Source organism: Paenarthrobacter sp. Y-19, assembly GCF_029223985.1.
GTDB lineage: Bacteria > Actinomycetota > Actinomycetes > Actinomycetales > Micrococcaceae > Arthrobacter > Arthrobacter nicotinovorans.
Map to the genome: position 1 here is coordinate 1,294,240 of NZ_CP119414.1, position 19,080 is coordinate 1,313,319.

Below are 19,080 nucleotides of genomic sequence, written 5' to 3' on the forward strand. Positions count from 1 at the left end.
ATCGAGCGACAAACAGCACTATTCTGGAATTGCCGAACAGTCTAAGGAGACCATGACCACCCAGAAGCACTCCGGATCCGATTCCGACGCCCAGGACATGAGTCCTGAACAAATCCAGGCCGTCATCGACCGGATTCTTTCCAAGGATGCCCCCGCACAGGCATCCGAAGACAACGACACCAGTGGTGTGTTCGGCAAGGCGCAGGCCATCTCGACCCTGGACCAAGAGCACAGTATCTACGACGGCGACCAGGAAGACCTGGCCGAGCGTCGCGCCTTGCGCCGCACCGCGGGGTTGTCGACTGAACTCGAAGACGTCACAGAGGTCGAATACCGGCAGCTGCGCCTCGAACGCGTTGTGCTGGCTGGTCTGTGGACAGAAGGTACCCTGGCCGACGCCGAGAACTCGCTGCGCGAACTGGCGGCCCTTGCCGAGACCGCAGGTTCTGAAGTACTTGATGGCCTGGTCCAACGCCGCTCCAAGCCGGACCCGGGAACGTTCCTTGGATCCGGCAAGGCACAGGAACTCAAGGACATTGTCGCTGCCACAGGCGCGGACACTGTCGTGGTGGACACTGAACTGGCACCGTCACAGCGACGCGGTCTTGAGGACATCGTGAAGGTCAAGGTCGTTGACCGGACCACGCTGATCCTGGATATCTTCGCCCAGCACGCCAAGAGCCGCGAAGGCAAGGCCCAGGTGGAGCTCGCGCAGCTGGAATACCTGCTTCCACGCCTGCGTGGTTGGGGTGACTCCATGTCCCGGCAGGCCGGCGGCCAGGTGGGCGGGGCCGGGGCAGGCATGGGCTCGCGCGGTCCCGGTGAAACCAAGATCGAACTGGACCGCCGCCGAATCCGCACACGCATGGCCAAACTGCGCCGGGAAATCGCCGCGATGAAGCCGGCCCGTGAGACCAAACGTGCCAACCGCCGTCGTAATGCTGTTCCGTCCGTCGCGATTGCCGGGTACACCAACGCCGGTAAATCGTCGTTGTTGAACCGCCTCACCGACGCAGGTGTCCTTGTGGAGAACGCACTGTTCGCCACTCTGGATCCCACGGTCCGCAAAGCGCAGACTCCTGACGGCATCGGCTACACACTGGCCGACACCGTGGGATTCGTGCGCTCACTGCCGACCCAGCTCGTTGAAGCCTTCCGCTCAACGCTCGAGGAAGTGGCCGATGCGGACCTCATCCTCCATGTCGTGGATGCATCCCACCCGGACCCCGAAGGCCAGATCGCAGCAGTGCGCACTGTCTTCACCGAGGTCGACGCCCGCAAGGTTCCCGAGATCATCGTCCTGAACAAGGTTGATGTGGCCGATCCTTTCGTGGTTGAGCGTCTCAAGCAGAAGGAACCCCGGCACGCAGTGGTTTCCACCCGCACAGGACAGGGAATCGCCGAACTGCTGGAGGACATCAGCCGGTCCATACCGCGTCCGGGGGTGCGGCTTGAAGTGCTCATCCCGTACGACCGCGGCGACATGATCAACAAGCTGCACAATTCCGATTCCGAGATCCTCAGCCTGGAACACGAGGAAAGCGGGACGCGCGTGGTGGCGATGGTCCGTGAAGGTCTGGCAGCTGAGCTGGAGTCATTCGTCAGTAATGGTTGAGAAGGTGGCGGCGGACGCCGTCGAGTCGGTGGGAGAGAAGACCACCCTGGAATTGTTGGACCGGGCTGTCGCCGGAATGGGCGGCCAAAGCCGTGCCGGCCAGCACGAAATGGCCAAGCACGTCACCCGGGCCATTGAGACCGGGGAACATCTGCTGGTCCAGGCGGGAACCGGTACGGGTAAGTCATTGGCGTACCTGATTCCGTTGATCGCCCATTCCATGGACAGCGATAAACCGACGCTCGTGTCCACCGCCACCTTGGCTTTGCAGACCCAGATCGTAGGCAGGGATCTTCCGCGTTTGCTGGCGACCATCAATCCTGCCCTGGACCGTCCGGTCAATGTCGCGCTCGTGAAGGGCAGGGCAAACTACGTCTGCCTGCAAAAGCTCGAGGGCGGCTTCCCGAGTGAGGAGCCCTCCGAAGGACAACTTTTCTCCCTCGGTGAGGACACGAGCGTGCCGCACTTCGCGGCGTCGGTCGGCGGCCCGTCGTCCCAGCTGGGCAAGGAGGTTGTCCGGCTCCGGGAGTGGGCCGAAACGACGACCACCGGCGACCGGGACGAGCTCATGCCGGGGGTCACGGACCGTGCCTGGCGGCAGGTCTCCGTGACGTCCATGGAGTGCCTTGGGGCCCAGAAATGTCCGGTTGCCGAGGAGTGCTTCAGCGAGCTGGCACGCGCCCGGGCAGCCGAAGCCGACGTCGTGGTCACCAACCACGCCATGTTGGCCGTCAGCGCGTTCGAAGGCCTCGCGGTGCTGCCCGAGTACGACGTCGTGGTGGTGGACGAGGCCCACGAGCTTCAAGACCGGGTCACAGGGGCAGTGTCAGGGCAACTCTCTGTAGCCATGGTGCACGCCGCGGCATCAAGCGCCCGCAAGCACACAGCCATCACCGTTGACGCCCTGAATGCGGCCGCGGATAGGCTTGACATGGCTATTGCGGGAGTACCCAACGGGCTCCTTCCCAGCGGACTCAACGACGAACAACTCGATTGCCTGGACCAGCTGCGCGACGCCACACGGGCGGCCCTGTCCGATTCGAAGACTGATTCCTCCAGTGCCGCGGACGGCGGACGGCAGCTGGCACGTTCGCGGCTGATGCTCATCCTTGAGCTGTGCGAACGGATGCTCGCTGCCAAGGAGAACCGCGAAGTAGTGTGGTTCTCCCGTAACAGCACTTTTGATCCCCAGCAGGGATACTCCCAACCTGACGAGACCGCGCCTGCGCTCATCAACATCGCGCCGCTGAGCGTGGCAGGCAGGTTGCGCGAGGGATTGTTCGCCGGACACACGGTGGTGCTGACCTCGGCCACGCTGGCCATCGGCTCGGCTTTTGAACCCGCGGCCGGAGGCCTCGGCCTGATTGGCGACGGCGCGCCCAGCTGGACAGGAATCGACGTCGGATCTCCTTTTGATTACCCCAAACAGGGGGTGCTGTACGTAGCGAAGCACCTTCCGAAACCCGGTCGGGGCACGTCACCGGAGGCCTTGGACGAATTGGAAGACCTCATCCGGGCATCCGGCGGGGGAGCACTGTGTCTCTTCTCCTCACGGCGGGCCGCCGAGGAAGCTGCGGACGCCATGCGGCTGCGCCTGGACGTGGATATCCTCTGTCAAGGCGAATCCACCATGGCTGCGTTGGTGAAGCAATTTGCCGACGAGCCGGATACTTGCCTCTTCGGAACCATGTCGCTGTGGCAAGGGGTGGACGTACCCGGCGGCTCGTGCCGCCTGGTGGTTATTGACCGGATTCCCTTCCCGCGTCCTGACGATCCCCTGATGACCGCCCGTTCCCGTGCCGTGGCACAGTCCGGGGGGAACGGGTTCATGGCTGTTTCCGCCACCCACGCAGCCATCCGGCTCGCGCAGGGTGCAGGGCGCCTGATCCGGTCCACCGGTGACAAGGGCGTCGTGGCAGTCCTTGATTCACGCCTCTCGACAGAACGTTACGGCGGGTTCCTGCGGGCCGCCCTGCCGCCGTTCTGGGCGACCACTGACCGCACCGTGGTTCGTGGTGTCCTGGAGCGCTTGGGATCCGCCAAGAAGGCGTAGAAGACAGTCAGCTCCGGGCCCCTTACGGGTCGGAAAAAGCTAGAGGGACCTCAGTACCGAAACGACCTTGCCCATGATGGTTGCCTGGTCGCCGAGAATGGGTTCGTACTGGGTGTTTTGGGGCAGCAGCCAGGTATGGCCATCGCGCTGTCGGAACGTCTTTACAGTGGCTTCGTCGTCCAGCAAAGCGGCCACGATGTCGCCGTTGATGGCGTCGTTCTGGCGGCGGACAACGACCCAGTCGCCGTCGCAGATCGCGGCATCAATCATGGAGTCGCCAGCGACTTTCAACATGAAGAGCTCACCGTGTCCCACCAGTTGCCGGGGCAGGGGGAGCACGTCCTCAACTGTCTGGTCGGCCAGGATGGGTCCGCCTGCCGCGATGCGGCCAACCAGCGGAACCATGGCGGTGTCGCTTGCGCTGGTGAGTTCTGTCACAGCCAGGCCGCCGGTGCTCCGAAGCGTTGCCGGTGCCTCCACGCCCGGGATGGGGCCGCCGTCCAGGGTCAAGGGCATCAGTACTTCCATTGCGCGGGGACGCTTGGGGTCCCGGCGAAGGTAGCCGAGTTTTTCCAGCTGGGACAACTGGTGGGTAACGCTGGAAAGGCTGGCCAGTCCAACGGTGTCCCCGATTTCGCGCATGCTGGGCGGATAGCCGTTGTCGTTGACTGACCGCTGGATGGTTTCCAGGATCTTTTTCTGGCGCACGGTCAGGCTCTTGGGAGTCTTGGGAGGCTGTTGGCTCCGCAGGGGTACCCCGCCGCCTGTGGCTTTCGCTGCCATGTTCGCCAATGCCTTTCGTTCCGCCCCGAAACGAACCGGGGATGCAGGGACTGAAAAAATGTCAGACCCTCCTGTTCCACTGAAACAGTGCTGTTCCTTCACTCAAACGTAGGGCAGGCACAGGCGTTTATCAAACATTTGTTCTAGCGAGTCTCGACACCGTTCGTTGATAAGTGCTAAAAATGTCATAGCAAGGTTCGAACATGTGTTCTAGAAACCTCGCGCTGAAACTGGATGTTCGAACGAACTGTTCGAATACCGGCCGCAGTCGGGAGGAGCACACAAAGAATTGGCAGCCTTGCTCCGGAAGCTCCGGAGCAAGGCAATAGCTCAGAAGGGCTCAGCTCATGTCCGCAATAACTTCGTTCGCTGAATTCCGCACCACGCAGGCCCCCGCCCGCCTGCGCCTGACCCGCCGTGGCCGGGTGGTGTTCTTCTTCATCCCGGCCATGCTGCTGGCGGCTGTTCTGCTCAGCCTTGCCGGGTTCATCACTTCCCCTGCCAAGGCTTCCGATTCCCAGGCCGAGCTGCAGCCGCCGGTTGCAGTCTCTGTGACAGTCCAGCCCGGTCAGTCCCTGTGGGGCATTGCCGGCGCGGCGGCTCCTGAGCGGGACCCGCGTGATGTCATTGCTGAAATCATCCAGTTGAACGACCTCCGCGGCGGGGGCATCCTTCCGGGGCAGCAGCTGTTCGTCCCGGCCCACTAAGGCTTTTAGCCGGTGGCCGGATCCCGCGCCGCGACGTCATAGTTACTCCGCAGTCCCGCCAGCCCCTTAAACTGTTCCAGTGAGTGAGCAGCTTGAGCGACTTGACCGACTACCCCTCCGGACCAACCTGCGTGGACTGAGCCCCTACGGCGCACCGCAGCTTGATGTCCCCGTTTTGCTCAACGTTAACGAAAACACCCATGGCGTCCCCGCCGATGTTCAGGCGGCGATTACTGAGGCCGTGGCAGCAGCCGCCACAGGACTGAACCGCTATCCTGACCGCGAGTTCACCGATCTTCGTGAGGCCCTCGCCGAGTATCTTGGCCACGGCCTTTCAGCGGACAACATCTGGGCCGCCAACGGGTCCAACGAGGTCCTGCAACAGATCCTGCAGGCGTTTGGCGGCCCGGGACGCAAGGCCCTTGGCTTCCCGCCCACGTATTCCATGTACCCGTTGCTGGCCAGCGGAACGGATACCGAATACATCCGGGGAGTCCGCGCCGATGACTACGGGCTGGATGCCCGGTCGGCGGCTGCGCAGGTGCGCGAAACCGAAGCCAACATCGTCTTCCTGTGCTCACCGAACAACCCCACAGGGACGGGCCTGGGCCTGGATGTGGTGGAGGCCGTGTATGAAGCCGGTGAAGCAAGCCAGGCCATCGTGATCGTGGACGAGGCCTACCACGAGTTCGCCCACGACAACACTCCGAGCGCGTTGACGCTCCTGCCCGGCCGTGAGCGCCTGATCGTTTCGCGCACCATGAGCAAGGCATTTGCCCTGGCAGGTGCCCGGCTCGGCTACATGGCGGCGGCCCCTGAAGTTACGGACGCCATCAGGTTGGTCCGCCTGCCGTACCACTTGTCTGCCATCACGCAGGCCACCGCCCTCGCAGCATTGACTCACCGCGAGGCCCTGATGGCCGACGTTGAGGACATCAAGGTCCAGCGCGATCGGATCGTCACCGAACTTCTCCGCATGGGGCTCAAGCCCGCGGAGTCGGACTCGAACTACGTCTTCTTCGGTGGACTCGAGAACCCGCACGAGATCTGGCAAGGGCTGCTCGACGCAGGCGTGCTCATACGTGATGTCGGCATTCCGGGTCACTTGCGGGTTACCGCCGGGACCGAACCGGAAACCACCGCATTCCTTGATGCCCTGGAAGCACTCCTGGAACGCGCAGCGTCACAGCGCGCCTAAACTTGTCAATAGACCCAACCTCCCTCCCTGCATAAGGACGTCCCAATGAGCGAAACCGGCGCCACGCCGTCCGCTGCCCGCACTGCGCGCATGGAGCGCACCACCAGCGAATCTTCCGTATTGGTGGAGATCAACCTGGACGGTTCCGGAATTTCGGACATCAGCACCTCGGTACCGTTCTACGACCACATGCTGACCGCACTGTGCAAGCACTCCCTGATTGACATGACGGTCAAAGCCACAGGTGACACGCACATCGATGCCCACCACACGGTGGAAGACGTCGCCATCACGTTCGGTGAGGTGCTCCGGACGGCCTTGGGCGACAAAGCTGGTATTCGTCGTTTTGGCGAAGCCACGGTGCCTCTGGACGAAGCCCTCGCCCATGCAGTCGTTGATGTTTCCGGACGTCCGTACCTTGTGCACGGTGGTGAACCTGCGGGACAGGAGTACCACCTGATCGGTGGCCACTTCACCGGCTCGTTGACCCGCCATGTTTTCGAGGCAATCACGTTGCACGCCGGAATTTGCCTGCACATGAACGTTCTTGCTGGCCGGGATCCGCACCACATTGTGGAGGCCCAGTTCAAGGCTTTCGCGCGCGCACTGCGTGCCGCCGTAGAGTCCGATCCGCGTGTCGAGGGCATTCCCTCCACCAAGGGGGCACTGTGAGTAGCCAGGTCCTGAAGAACGGCGCAGTGGCTGACGCCACGGCATCCGTTAGGCCTCAGTCGCCGGAGGGCAAGCCGACCGTTACGGTTCTGGACTATGGATCCGGCAACGTCCGGTCCGCCGTCCGCGCGCTTGAGCGGGCAGGTGCCCACGTGGTGCTCAGCGCCAAGCCTGAGGACGTCCTCAACGCCGACGGCCTGGTTGTCCCCGGTGTTGGCGCCTATGAGACCGTGATGAAAGAACTCAAAGCCGTAGACGCCATCCGCATGATTGGACGCCGGGTTGCCGGTGGACGTCCGGTGCTGGCCATCTGCGTGGGTCTCCAGGTTCTTTTCGAGGCCGGCGTTGAGCATGGTACCGAGTCCGAAGGCATGGCCGAATGGCCTGGCAAAGTCGAACTCCTTCCTGCTCCCGTGGTGCCGCACATGGGATGGAACACAGTGGACGTACCTGAGGGTTCCAAGCTGTTCGCCGGTGTGGAGCAGGAGCGTTTCTACTTCGTTCACTCCTACGGTGTGCAGGAGTGGAACTTCGACGTCGTGCAGCCCCGCATGGCGCCCCCCATGGTCACGTGGTCCGAGCACGGCGCACGTTTCATCGCTGCCGTGGAAAACGGCCCGCTGTGCGCCACCCAGTTCCACCCAGAGAAGTCGGGCGACGCCGGGGCCCGCCTCCTGCGTAACTGGGTGGATGGCCTTCGGAAGCCCGCACCGGAAGCTTCCGGAAACGGTGCTGCCTAGATGTGGTCTGTGATCCTCATGGGCCTGGCCGGCCTCCTGGTGGGCGGTGGGATTTCCTTCCACCAGCAAAAGAAGCCCCGCTGGGTCTCCATTTCTTTCTACGTGTTGGCCGGGATGTCCCTGCTGGCTGCGTACCTCCTGACACTTCCCGGTAACTGAACCGCTGGTCCCAAGCCGGCGATCCCTCAACTCCAAGGACACTCATGACCACCTCCTCCCAGTCCGTACTGGAACTCCTGCCGGCCGTCGATATCGTCGATGGCCAGGCGGTGCGCCTCCTGCAAGGAGAGGCGGGATCTGAAACCAGCTATGGGACGCCCTTGGAGGCAGCCTTGAACTGGCAGAACGACGGTGCGGAATGGGTCCATATGGTTGACCTCGACGCCGCCTTTGGCCGTGGCGACAACGCCGCTCTCATCAGCGAGGTCGTGTCTCAGCTCGACGTCAAGGTGGAGCTTTCGGGCGGCCTGCGGGATGACGAATCACTCGAACGGGCCCTCGGTTTGGGCGTTGCCCGGGTAAACCTTGGGACAGCAGCGCTGGAAAACCCGGAGTGGACGCGCCGGGCGATCGAACGCTTCGGTGACAAGATCGCCGTCGGGCTTGATGTCCGCGGTACTACGCTGGCCGGACGCGGATGGACCAAGGAAGGCGGGGACCTTTGGGAGGTTCTGGCCCGCCTCGAGGACGCCGGGTGCGCCCGCTACGTAGTCACGGACGTTACCAAGGACGGAACGCTGCAGGGCCCCAACGTGGATCTGCTGCGTCAGATGGTGGAGAAGACCGGCAAGCCCGTAGTGGCTTCCGGCGGTATCTCCAGCTTGGAAGATCTTCGCGTGCTGCGTGAACTCGTGCCGCTGGGTGTCGAGGGTGCGATTGTGGGCAAGGCTCTGTATGCCGGTGCCTTCACCCTGCCCGAAGCCCTGGACGTGGCCGGCCGCCGCTGATGGGCCGCCACTCAGCCCACGAGCCGGAGCTTAACCAGCGGGAGAAGCGCGACCTGCCCGGTCACATCGCGGCGGCCTTGGCAGGCGCCGGGGGAGCCACGGACTCGGCGGGCCAACCCTGGGCAGGTAGAAGCCTCACTGGCGACGACGCCAAAATCCACAACTTCGAAGACGATGATGGAACCGCAGACGCCGGTTACCTTGCGGCTATTGCGGCGCTGATCGACGGAACCGGTGGCGAGGCGGAGGTCGTGGCCTCCCTGGCCATGGCACGTGTCTTTGTCCCGGTGGTTGCCCAATTGGCCGAGGAAGCCGAAGGCGTCGACGGCCTGCATGCAGACAAGCAAGCCGATATGGCATTGGTCACACTGAAGGCCCCCGACGGCCGCACGGCAATGCCGGTGTTCACCTCGGCGGCAGCCTTGGAAGCCTGGCACCCCCAGGCGCGGCCGGTCGCTGTTTACGCAGCACGCGCAGCACTCTCGGCGGTGTCGGAAGGGGCCCAACTCCTGGTTTTGGACCCTGGCTCCCAGTTCGCCTTCGTCGTGCGGCGACCCGCCATGTGGGCGCTCGCGCAGCAGAAGGACTGGACGCCGTCATACCTTGATGATCAACTGGAGACTGCTCTCGTTTCGACGATTTCAGCCTTCACTGCGGTCCGCCGCCTTGAGACGCACCCCGGCGGTGGCGTTGCGTCCCTCACGGCGGACGGCCGCCAGGTCCTCGGAGGCGGTCCGGGCCCGGAACTGCGTGTGGTGCTTTTCCTCGAGGACGGTTTGGACGCCGGGGCCGTGCAGGCGCTTGTCGCGCAACTGAACGATGCGTGGGCACGGATGGATTCCTTTGCCGAGGGTGTTGATTCCATGGAAGTAAAACTGCAGCGTGCAGCACAGGAGCGCGCGCCGCACTAATGGCAGGTCCGGTTCCCCGGGACTGCCCGGGGAAATGAGGATTGAGCCAGTGAACTTCGCTCTCTACAAAGAGATGCTGTCCATACGCCCTGTCCGGCGGCTGCTGGTTGTCGGGATGGTTGCGCGTATCCCGCATTCGGCCGCGGGAGTGCTACTTACCTTGCACATTGTCCTGACGCTTGGCCAGGGATATGCCGCTGCGGGTGCTGCGGCGGCGGTCATGACCATCGGCATTGCCCTGGGCGCGCCGTGGCGTGGCCGCAGGGTTGACATGGTGGGGCTGCGTAAAGCTCTGATCCCGTCAGTTGTCTCCGAAACCGTCATCTGGTCGATCGTCCCGCACGTGTCGTACCAATGGCTGCTACCTCTGGTGTTCATCGGAGGCCTCTTCACCCTTCCGATCTTCAGTGTCGTCCGCCAATCGTTGGGCGTCATGGTGGACGGTGAGCAGCGGCGTTCGGCCTTTGCCTTGGATTCCATAGCCACCGAGCTTGTTTTCATGATCGGTCCGGCCGTCGGAGCTGTGGTGGCGACCAGCGGCTACTCGGCTCTTGGCCTGACCGCCGTTGGTGTCTCGGTATCTGTGGCTGGACTTTTCCTGATGTGGTTCAACCCGCCCACCAGAAGCGAAGCAGCCTGCACACCGGAGGAATCCGCCGATCGGGAGTCGGCCGATCTTGCGGCAGCGGAGGCGGCCATGGTGGCTTCGGCTCCTGCGCATGTCCAGGAAGCGGCCTCGGAGATGGCGTCTGCAACCTCGCGCACGGCCGGGCTCCGGAGCCGAGTGGCCAGGAATTTCACCTGGTTCACCGTTTCTGTTGCTGCGCTCTTCGCAGTAGCCGCTGGTTCGGGCATGGTGCTCAGCGGCTCGGATGTCAGCATCGTGGGGCTGCTGGAACGTGGCGGCCACCAAAACGAGATCGGTATTGTCTTCTTCTTCTGGTGCGCCGCGTCGGTAGTCGGCGGTCTCATCTACGGTTCGATGAAGCGGTCCATCTCACCCATGCTCCTTCTGCTGGGCATGGCCGCACTGACCATTCCGATGGGATTTGCCCAGGACACCTGGACCCTGGCGTTCCTCTCACTCCTGCCGGGCTTGTTGTGCGCACCGGTGCTGTCTGCTTCCTCCGAGAAGGTTGCGGACCTTGTGGAGGAGGATCGCCGGGGCGAAGCAATGGGCTGGTACGGCTCTGCGCTGACCGCCGGTGTTGCTCTGGGGGCGCCCCTGGCAGGGGTCTTCATCGACACCGTGGGTCCGTCGGGCGGCTTCGCTGCTGTTGGTATCGCCGGCGTCGTGCTGTGCGCCACCGGCCTGGTGCTCATGTCCATCCGTCGACGGGCTGCCCGGGTCTGAGTCAACCGGCACCAGACGACGACGGCGGGTCGACCACTAATGGTCGGCCCGCCGTCGATGATTATTCAGGCAGTTGGCGTCAGTTCACCGGTCCGGTGAACTTTTCGCCCGGGCCCTTGCCGGGGGCATCCGGAATGATGGATGCCTCGCGGAACGCGAGTTGCAGGGAGCGCAGGCCGTCGCGCAACGGCCCTGCGTGCTGGGAGCCGATTTCGGGTGCGGCTGCGGAGACCAAGCCGGCGAGTGCGGTGATCAGCTTGCGGGCTTCGTCCAGGTCTTTGAGATCCTCGGCGTTGGGGTCGTCGGCAAGCCCAACCTTGACCGCTGCCGCACTCATGAGGTGCACGGCGCCGGTGGTGATGACTTCCACTGCCGGGACCTCTGCGATGTCACGGATCTGCTGGGAGACTCCGGCGTCGGCCGCGGGGGCGTCTCCGCCGAAGGAATTGCGGGAATTGCTGTCTTCAGTGCTCATACTGGTAAGCTTGTCACAGACCGACTGGAAGTCGATATTCACCGTGGACATCTACAGTACTGTGGGCATCGACAGTGAACCATCGCAGTCAACGTCCCGCCGTTCGCAATGTGCGCTTGGCGGGTTGTTTCTGTAGAATTGACTTTCAGTTTGCAAGCGGAGTTCTCTCCCACCCGCGTCAGCCGTTTCCCTTCGGGGACAGGATCCCCTTGATGGGACAAGAGGTTGCCGGGTACCTGGTCGGACATTTCAGGGTTGATCCCGGAAGTGCGCGCTTTCCATAGGGGAAGTGGATCCGATCTTCGAGGCCTTCGATTGCGCCAGCAATTGGGGGCCTTCTCTATTTGCCGGTGACACCACCACAACCACAGGAGCTTTAACATTAGCGAGCCAAGAATCAATGAGCGTATCCGCGTCCCCGAGGTGCGGCTGGTCGGCCCTGCCGGCGAACAGGTAGGAATTGTCCGCATCGAGGACGCACTGCGTCTTGCTGCCGAATCCGATCTCGATCTCGTTGAAGTTGCGCCGCAGGCTAAGCCTCCTGTTTGCAAGTTGATGGACTTCGGCAAGTACAAGTACGAAGCCGCCGTCAAGGCCCGCGAAGCCCGCAAGAACCAAACCAATACGGTTCTGAAGGAAATCCGCTTCCGCCTCAAGATCGACAAGCACGACTACGAAACCAAGCGCGGGCACGCTCTGCGCTTCCTCGGAGCCGGTGACAAGGTCAAGGCCATGATCCAGTTCCGTGGTCGTGAGCAGCAGCGGCCTGAAATGGGCATCCGCTTGCTTCAGCGTTTCGCGGAGGATGTAGCCGAGGTTGGCGTCATCGAGTCCAGCCCGCGCATCGATGGCCGCAATATGGTCATGGTGATCGGACCGCTGAAGAACAAGGCCGAAGCGAAGGCTGAAGCCCGTCGTGCAAGCCAGCGTGCAGAAGCCAAGGCCCAGAATGAGGCCAAGGCCGCAGGACGCGTTGACACCACGGGGGAGCAGGCGCCGCTGACGCAGAGCCTCGCCGATCTTCTGCCCGAAGGCTTCAAGGTTTCCGAAGAGGAAAGCACGCAGGAAGCTACCGCAGCAACCGAGGCGCCCGCAGCTGAAGAAGCACCGGTTGTCGAGGAAGCTGCAGCTGAAGCTCCGGTTGCCGAAGAGGCACCTGAAGCAGCAGAGGAAGCACCCGTTGCTGAGGAAGCTCCGGCTCCCAAGGCGGCTCCGGCACCTAAGGAAGCTCCGGCTCCCAAGGCGGCTCCGGCACCTAAGGCGGCTCCGGCTCCCAAGGCAGCTCCGGTGGAGGCAGCTCCGAAGCCTGCTGTTCCGGCTGCGGCGCCCAAGCCAGCGGTTCCTTCGGCCCCGAAGCCTGTCGCCAAGCCGGCAGCTCCCAAGCCGGCTGCCCGGCCCGCGGCCCCCAAAGCCACGCCGAAGCCAGCAACACGTAAGACCAATTAGTTCAACGCCGCGGAGGCCCTGGCCTCCACCGGCAAGCAACCAGCACGTCGGCCCTGGTGGCCGGCTGCGCGATAGAATCGCGGACTTGTCCGTGGATACGTAAGGAGATCGGTTCCCATGCCGAAGATGAAGACCCACAGCGGTGCTAAGAAGCGCTTCAAGCTGACCGGTACCGGCAAGCTGAAGCGTCAGCAGGCCAACCGCCGTCACTACCTGGAGCACAAGTCCTCCAGGCTGACCCGTCGCCTCGCCGGCGACAAGCTCGTCTTCAAGGGCGATGCCAAGGTCATCAAGAAGATGCTCGGCGTCTAAGTTCCAAGTTCTTTGGTTACTGCCATCCGGCAGGGACCGACTACACCAAAAGCCTTCTCAGGCCGGCCGGGTTTCCGGCAGTAGCAGCTTGGGATAAAGATTTCTGAAGGAGTACGCACGTGGCACGTGTGAAGCGGGCGGTAAACGCCCACAAGAAGCGCCGGGTTGTCCTCGAACGCGCCAAGGGTTACCGCGGTCAGCGTTCGCGCCTGTACCGCAAGGCCAAAGAGCAGCTGCTGCACTCGTTTGTGTACAGCTACGGTGACCGCCGTAAGAAGAAGGGCGACTTCCGTCGCCTCTGGATCCAGCGCATCAACGCTGCATCCCGCGCCAACGGCCTCACCTACAACCGTCTGATCCAGGGCCTCAAGGCCGCTGAGGTCGAGGTTGACCGCCGCATGCTCGCCGAGCTGGCTGTTTCCGACGCCAACGCTTTCGCCGCTCTGGTGAACGTTGCCAAGGCTGCCCTGCCGGCTGACACCTCTGCTCCGGCTGCCAAGGCTGCTCCGAAGGCCAAGGTTGCTCCGGCTGTCGCTACGGCTCCTGCCGTAAAGGCCGTCGTTTCCGAGAAGCCGGCCATCGATGGCGCAGTTGCCGCCGACGGTGACGAGGCTCCGGAAGGCTACGCCATCAAGGGCAACGCCGAATCCAAGAAGTACCACGTTCCGGGTTCCACCTGGTACAACACCACCGCTGCTGAATACTGGTTCTCCACCGTTGAAGCTGCGAAGGCAGCCGGTTTCGAGCCGGCCGGCGGCGAAGCCCGCCAGCAGATCAAGAACTAGTCGCAACTGCCACTAAAGTTCTTTATATGAACGAAACCGGGCGCCCGCAAGACTTTCCGATGACCAACCCCCGAGCAGATCGGGTGAGGGATGTCGCAAAGCTTGCCGGGCGCCCGGCGCGTTTAAAGCGCGGGCGGTTCCTTGCTGAGGGGCCGCAGGCGGTGCGCGAGGCATTGACCCTGCACCGCGACCGGACAACGGCGGGCGGATCCGCCGTCGTACATGAAGTTTTCGCCAGCGAAGCGTGCCTTGATCGCCTCCCCGAGCTTGCCGACCTGGCGCGGGGGACGCTGCTGCGGCTGGCGAGCGATGAAGTACTAGCCGCCATGGCTGACACCGTTAACCCGCAAGGGATCGTAGCGGTCTGCAGTTTCGTGGACGTCAGCCTGGACTCGGTGCTCGACGCCGGTCCGCAGCTTCTTGCTGTCATGTGCCAGGTGCGTGACCCCGGCAACGCCGGAACCGTGCTCCGCGCCGCCGATGCCGCTGGAGCAGACGCCGTGGTTCTCACCGGCTCCAGCGTAGACATCTATAACCCCAAAGCGGTGCGGTCCACCGCAGGCTCCCTGTTCCACCTCCCGGTGGTTCTGGGGGCGGACGTCGAGGAACTGGTTGCGCGGTGCCGGGAGCGGGGAATAGGCATCCTGGCCGCTGATGGCTATGGAACCCTCAATCTGGACAAGCTCCAGGATGAGAACGCTGCACGGAGGCTCGGCAACGGTTCCGTGGCCTCGGACTATGCCCTGGAGTCGCCTACAGCGTGGCTCTTCGGCAACGAAGCCCAAGGCTTGTCGGAGGACGAACTTGCACTGGCCGATCACCGTGTTGCCGTGCCCGTGTACGGGGCGGCCGAGAGCCTGAACCTGGGTACCGCCGCCACTGTGTGTCTTTACGCCAGCGCACGTTCGCAGCAGGGCGCCCGAGTGGGGAATGCGTAAACAACGCGCCGCCGGGTACGGTATTGCTTGCAAGATCAGACGATGACGACTCTTCTTGGCCCTTTCCATTCTTTCCCAAACCCGAAGAGGTGAAGCTTTCGTGGCTGCTGGTGGCGGTACCAAAGCGATTGTTGCGGCTCTCGCCGCAAATCTAACGATTGCTGTTCTGAAGTTCATTGCATTTTTCCTGACAGCGTCATCGTCCATGCTCGCCGAGGCAATCCACTCAGTTGCCGACTCCGGCAACCAGATCCTGCTGCTGGTGGGCGGGAAGCGGTCCAAACGCGCCGCCAGTCCGGAACATCCGTTCGGCTATGGCCGCGAACGCTACATCTACGCCTTCATCGTGTCCATTGTCCTGTTCAGCGTCGGTGGCCTGTTTGCCCTTTACGAGGCCTGGGAGAAGTTCCAGCACCCGCACGGCATCGAAGGCGGCTTCTGGTGGGTTCCCTTGGCGGTGCTGGTGGGAGCGATCATTGCCGAAAGCTTCTCCTTCCGCACGGCGATCATCGAATCGAACCACATCCGCGGCAAGCAGAGCTGGGTCAAGTTTGTCCGCAATGCCAAGCAGCCCGAGTTGCCGGTCATTCTCTTGGAAGACTTCGGTGCCCTGCTTGGCCTGGTCTTCGCGCTCTTTGGTGTCAGCATGACGCTGGTCACCGGTAATGGCGTCTGGGATGCCCTCGGAACCGCGATGATCGGCCTGCTCCTGGTCGCAATTGCCGTGGTCCTGGCGATGGAAACCAAGTCCCTGCTGCTGGGCGAGTCTGCCACCAAGGAGGACGTCCAGCGTATTGCCGACGCCCTGCAGGCTGACGGGACCCGCATCATCCACCTCAAGACCATGCACCTCGGACCTGAAGAACTGCTGGTCGCCGCCAAGATTTCCATGGGAGCGTCCGAGACGGGCGAGCAGATCGCCCAGGGAATTGACGACGCCGAGCAGCGGATCCGTGCCGCGGTTCCCATCGCCCGGGTCATTTACCTTGAACCCGACATCGAACGGGTCCAGGCCCAGGCTTAGTCCCGGCCGTCAGTCCCGTAGAGGCGACTAAAAAGAATGGCTCCGCATTTGCGGAGCCATTCTTTTTTGGGACAGATCGTTTCCAACCAGCCATTCTTCCCTTGGGTCAGGCAGCCAGCGCTTTCCTGCGTTCGAGTGCACCGCTGATGACGGCTACGACCAGTCCGAGGATGGCCAGGACTGCGCCCACCAGGGCCGGGGCTACGTAGCCCCAACCCCACGCGATGACTGTGCCGCCGAGGAAAGCGCCCAAGGCGTTGGCAATGTTCAGGGCTGAGTGGTTCAGCGAGGATGCCAGCGAGGCCGCCCCCGGTGCTGCGTCGAGAAGCCTGGTCTGCAAAGCAGGAGTCAGCATGGAACCGATGCCGCCGACGACGAAAGCCATGACGAACGCGGACCACGCCCAATGGGCGGCAATCGCGTAGACCACCAAGGCGGCGGCAATCCCCGGCATGACCCAATAAATGGTGCCCATGACGGACTTGTCCGCCAGCCGCCCACCGATGATGTTGCCAACCACCATGCCGAGCCCATAGAGGGCAACAACGGCCGGAATGAGGTTCTCCGGGATGCCGGCCACAGACGTCATCGTGTGGGCGATGTAGGTGTAAACGGCGAAGAATCCTCCGAAGCCGATGATCCCGATGAGCAACGCCAGCCATACTTGGAGCCGTTTGAGCGCCCCAAGTTCCCGACGGATGCTGGCATCCGGATGCGCGGCTTCGAAGGGGACGAACTTCCACACCATGGCAACAGTAAGCAGGCCGATGGCGCCCACTATGACAAACAGGAGCCGCCACCCGAAGGTTTGTCCCACCCAGGTGGCCAGCGGAACACCAATGACATTGGAGACCGTGAGTCCGGCCATCACCATTGAAATGGCCCAGCCGCGTTTGGTTGGTGCAACGAGGCCGGCTGCGATGACAGCCGCCACCCCGAAGAAGGCCCCGTGGGGGAGCCCGGAGGCAAACCGCGACAACAGCATCAAGCCGTAATCGGGGGCGATGAAAGACGTGAGATTCGCCAGTGCCAGGAACAGCATGAGGCCCAGGGCCAGGTTCTTCCTGGGTAGTTTGGCCCCCAAGGCGGCAAAGACGGGTGCGCCGATCACGACACCCAGTGCATACGCCGAGATGAGGTTTCCCGCTTCGGGGGTGCTGATGCCGAGTCCCTCTTCGACTTCCTTCAGCAGGCCCATCATGGCGAACTCGGTGGTTCCGATGGCAAATCCGCCCATGGCCAGAGCCAGGATGGCCAGGCCAAGGTGGCGTCGGGATTTTTTGGCGACGACGGGCTGGGACGTGGTGATAGACATAGACCTGCTTCTGGGGGCGTCTTGCGAGCTGGGAAGAATGGAAGAAAATCCGATAACAAGTCTAGTTCGCCGCCGGGGTAGGGCTTTACTTATGTGACTACGCCCATGTGCGCGGTCCGTGGACCTGCCGGCTCCTGAATCGTGCGGCCTCTGAATCGTGCGGCCTCTGAACCGTGCGGCCTCTTGTACGGTCGGGCCCTAGACTGTTGCGGTGACTGCATTGATAAACGTCGTGGGTGCCGCCGTCGTCGACTCTTTGGAGGCCCCCGGCCGTTTGCTGGTTGCCCGTCGCACCGCCCCGCCTCAATTTGCCGGCATGTGGGAGTTCCCGGGTGGCAAGGTTGAATCCGGTGAAGCCCCGGAAGCGGCCCTCCACCGCGAACTCACTGAAGAGTTGGGGATCCAGGTCAAGCTTGGCCGGGAGCTGGAATCGGGCAAGCCGGACGGGTGGACCCTCAACGAACGGGCGTCCATGCGAGTGTGGTTTGCCGAAGTGACCGCTGGGGATCCGCTACCACTTGAAGACCATGACGAGCTTCAGTGGGTTTCGCTTGCCAACCCTGACGAAGCGCTCGGCCTGGCGTGGATACCTGCGGATCTTCCGATTGTCCGTGCGCTCCTGCAACGGGTCTCGATGCCCGCCGAAGGCGTCCGGCCGGTCTAGAACAGAGGTTGTTGCCCCGGAAGAGGGACAGCAACGCCCGCCGTTTGGACGTCAGCAGAGGCGGTTGCGTACCGGGCGTTCCGGTGGCTGAATCCGGAGCTTCCCGTGAAACCGTATTTCGCCTTGAAGTGACTGATTCTGCCGGCCAACCAAGCGCGATACTCCTTGGAGGCGTACCAGCCGTTGCCATAGACGCGCCGGTACTTGCCCACTAATCCGGGGTGCTGGGCGGCAAGCCAGTCCATGTACCACTCGCGTGTGCCGGGTTTGAGGTAGAGGGCTCCTGCCGATACTCCTGTGGCGCCGGCCTGGGCCAGTCCGGCGAACAGGGAGTCCAAGGCTTCGTCGGAATCCGTTAGCCACGGCAGGATGGGCATCGCCATGACACCGCATCCCAAGCCGGCGTCGCGGAGCCGGGCAATAAGTTTCAAGCGGGCCTTGGGGGAGGGGGTGCCGGGCTCGATGAGTGCGGCGAGGTCCTCGTTGGTCATGGCCAGGGAAATGCCCAGATCCACGGGAACCTGGGTGGCAGCGTGCTTGAGCAAGGGGATGTCCCGCGCCAAGAGTGTGCCTTTGGTCAAGATGGAGAACGGCGTGCCCGAATCCGCAAGGGCCCGGATGATCCCGGGCATCAGGGCGTAGCGGCCCTCCGCCCTCTGATACGGGTCCGTGTTGGTGCCCAGGGCAACCTGATGGTGTCCCCAGGACGGCTTGGCGAGTTCTTTGCGGAGCACCTCGGCAGCATTGATCTTGACGACAACCTGGGAGTCGAAGTCCCGGCCCGCATCGAATTCCAGATACGTGTGGCTTTTGCGTGCGAAGCAATAGACACAGGCATGGCTGCACCCGCGGTAGGGGTTGACCGTCCATTCGAACGGCATGTTCGAACCGGTGGGCACCTTGTTGAGCACTGACTTTGCGGTGACCTCATGAAAGGTGACCCCGGAGAATTCGGGTGTAGAGACGGAACGCACAAGCCCGGCCAAGGGCAGCAAGGCATCCATCGCCGGGGCAGGGCGTGGAACGATGCTGCCATCCGCATCCGGTGCCGGTTCACGCGTCGGTGAAAGTGCTTGTGCGTCCCATCTCATGAACTCCATTCGAATGTATGTTCGAATCAATGTCAAGGCCTCCGAATATT

At 63.0% G+C, this 19,080-nt stretch carries 20 protein-coding genes; 16 read left to right on the forward strand and 4 right to left on the reverse strand.

All coding sequences use genetic code 11. The features are described 5' to 3' along the window. Nucleotides 1–52 precede the first annotated feature (52 nt). Both hflX and PYR64_RS05985 read left to right on the forward strand, forming a co-directional pair. A complete protein-coding gene (hflX, locus tag PYR64_RS05980; protein ID WP_018779081.1) occupies nt 53–1,615 on the forward strand; it encodes a GTPase HflX in 1,563 nt (520 codons plus the stop codon). Next, entirely contained in the window at nt 1,608–3,668 is a 2,061-nt protein-coding gene (locus PYR64_RS05985) for an ATP-dependent DNA helicase (RefSeq protein ID WP_275778877.1), read from the forward strand. The genes hflX and PYR64_RS05985 overlap by 8 nt, the downstream gene beginning before the upstream one ends. A 39-nt stretch (nt 3,669–3,707) precedes the next feature. On the opposite strand, the gene lexA is transcribed toward PYR64_RS05985, so the two are convergent. After that, the gene (lexA, locus tag PYR64_RS05990) at nt 3,708–4,451 is read right to left on the reverse strand and encodes a transcriptional repressor LexA (RefSeq protein WP_018779083.1); all 744 of its coding nucleotides are present in this window, start codon (nt 4,449–4,451) and stop codon (nt 3,708–3,710) included. A 347-nt stretch (nt 4,452–4,798) separates the two neighbouring features. Between lexA and PYR64_RS05995 the strand changes: the two genes are divergently transcribed. From PYR64_RS05995 to PYR64_RS06030, 8 genes are all read left to right on the forward strand, one after another. After that, nucleotides 4,799–5,158, forward strand: a complete 360-nt coding sequence (locus PYR64_RS05995) for a LysM peptidoglycan-binding domain-containing protein (protein WP_275778881.1) — start codon at nt 4,799–4,801, stop codon at nt 5,156–5,158. Nucleotides 5,159–5,237: 79 nt separating this feature from the next. Continuing rightward, a complete protein-coding gene (locus PYR64_RS06000; RefSeq protein WP_275778883.1) occupies nt 5,238–6,356 on the forward strand; it encodes a histidinol-phosphate transaminase in 1,119 nt (372 codons plus the stop codon). 45 nt (nt 6,357–6,401) lie between these two features. Further along, entirely contained in the window at nt 6,402–7,028 is a 627-nt protein-coding gene (gene hisB, locus PYR64_RS06005; RefSeq protein WP_018779086.1) for an imidazoleglycerol-phosphate dehydratase HisB, read from the forward strand. Next, on the forward strand, nt 7,025–7,768 hold the full coding sequence (hisH, locus tag PYR64_RS06010; protein ID WP_275778886.1) for an imidazole glycerol phosphate synthase subunit HisH: 744 nt from the start codon (nt 7,025–7,027) through the stop codon (nt 7,766–7,768). Before hisB ends, hisH begins: the two co-directional genes overlap by 4 nt. Continuing rightward, complete coding sequence (locus PYR64_RS06015) at nt 7,769–7,927, forward strand: hypothetical protein (RefSeq protein WP_018779088.1); 159 nt, start codon at nt 7,769–7,771, stop codon at nt 7,925–7,927. Nucleotides 7,928–7,971: 44 nt separating this feature from the next. Continuing rightward, a complete protein-coding gene (priA, locus tag PYR64_RS06020) occupies nt 7,972–8,715 on the forward strand; it encodes a bifunctional 1-(5-phosphoribosyl)-5-((5-phosphoribosylamino)methylideneamino)imidazole-4-carboxamide isomerase/phosphoribosylanthranilate isomerase PriA (protein ID WP_039240621.1) in 744 nt (247 codons plus the stop codon). Continuing rightward, nucleotides 8,715–9,626: an SseB family protein gene (locus tag PYR64_RS06025; RefSeq protein ID WP_275778889.1), complete on the forward strand. Its 912-nt coding sequence runs from the start codon at nt 8,715–8,717 to the stop codon at nt 9,624–9,626. The genes priA and PYR64_RS06025 overlap by 1 nt, the downstream gene beginning before the upstream one ends. Nucleotides 9,627–9,675: 49 nt before the next feature. Beyond that, nucleotides 9,676–10,980 (forward strand): MFS transporter, encoded by a 1,305-nt coding sequence (locus PYR64_RS06030; protein WP_275778891.1) that lies wholly within the window; start codon nt 9,676–9,678, stop codon nt 10,978–10,980. Between the two features lie 79 nt (nt 10,981–11,059). Here PYR64_RS06030 and PYR64_RS06035 read toward each other — a convergent pair whose 3' ends face one another. Next, nucleotides 11,060–11,455, reverse strand: coding sequence for a DUF1844 domain-containing protein (locus PYR64_RS06035; RefSeq protein ID WP_026267346.1), 396 nt, complete (start codon nt 11,453–11,455; stop codon nt 11,060–11,062). 396 nt (nt 11,456–11,851) lie between these two features. Between PYR64_RS06035 and infC the strand changes: the two genes are divergently transcribed. From infC to PYR64_RS06060, 5 genes are all read left to right on the forward strand, one after another. Next, nucleotides 11,852–12,901 carry a translation initiation factor IF-3 gene (infC, locus tag PYR64_RS06040; protein WP_275779901.1) on the forward strand — a complete coding sequence of 350 codons (1,050 nt, stop codon included), beginning with the start codon at nt 11,852–11,854 and terminating at the stop codon, nt 12,899–12,901. A 117-nt stretch (nt 12,902–13,018) separates the two neighbouring features. After that, nucleotides 13,019–13,213, forward strand: coding sequence for a 50S ribosomal protein L35 (rpmI, locus tag PYR64_RS06045; RefSeq protein ID WP_011774324.1), 195 nt, complete (start codon nt 13,019–13,021; stop codon nt 13,211–13,213). A gap of 119 nt (nt 13,214–13,332) precedes the next feature. Then, nucleotides 13,333–13,998, forward strand: a complete 666-nt coding sequence (rplT, locus tag PYR64_RS06050) for a 50S ribosomal protein L20 (protein WP_018779094.1) — start codon at nt 13,333–13,335, stop codon at nt 13,996–13,998. A gap of 26 nt (nt 13,999–14,024) precedes the next feature. Beyond that, entirely contained in the window at nt 14,025–14,936 is a 912-nt protein-coding gene (locus PYR64_RS06055; RefSeq protein ID WP_018779095.1) for an RNA methyltransferase, read from the forward strand. Nucleotides 14,937–15,036: 100 nt separating this feature from the next. Continuing rightward, complete coding sequence (locus tag PYR64_RS06060) at nt 15,037–15,960, forward strand: cation diffusion facilitator family transporter (RefSeq protein ID WP_039240632.1); 924 nt, start codon at nt 15,037–15,039, stop codon at nt 15,958–15,960. A 106-nt stretch (nt 15,961–16,066) separates the two neighbouring features. Here the strand turns inward: PYR64_RS06060 and PYR64_RS06065 are convergent, their stop codons facing one another. Beyond that, nucleotides 16,067–17,275: an MFS transporter gene (locus PYR64_RS06065; RefSeq protein WP_018779097.1), complete on the reverse strand. Its 1,209-nt coding sequence runs from the start codon at nt 17,273–17,275 to the stop codon at nt 16,067–16,069. Between the two features lie 211 nt (nt 17,276–17,486). On the opposite strand from PYR64_RS06065, the gene PYR64_RS06070 reads away from it, so the two are divergent. Beyond that, nucleotides 17,487–17,939 carry a (deoxy)nucleoside triphosphate pyrophosphohydrolase gene (locus PYR64_RS06070; RefSeq protein WP_275778901.1) on the forward strand — a complete coding sequence of 151 codons (453 nt, stop codon included), beginning with the start codon at nt 17,487–17,489 and terminating at the stop codon, nt 17,937–17,939. Here the strand turns inward: PYR64_RS06070 and PYR64_RS06075 are convergent. Beyond that, a complete protein-coding gene (locus tag PYR64_RS06075; RefSeq protein WP_275778903.1) occupies nt 17,936–19,030 on the reverse strand; it encodes an Rv2578c family radical SAM protein in 1,095 nt (364 codons plus the stop codon). The two genes, PYR64_RS06070 and PYR64_RS06075, sit on opposite strands and share 4 nt — an antisense overlap. Between the last annotated feature and the right edge of the window lie 50 nt (nt 19,031–19,080).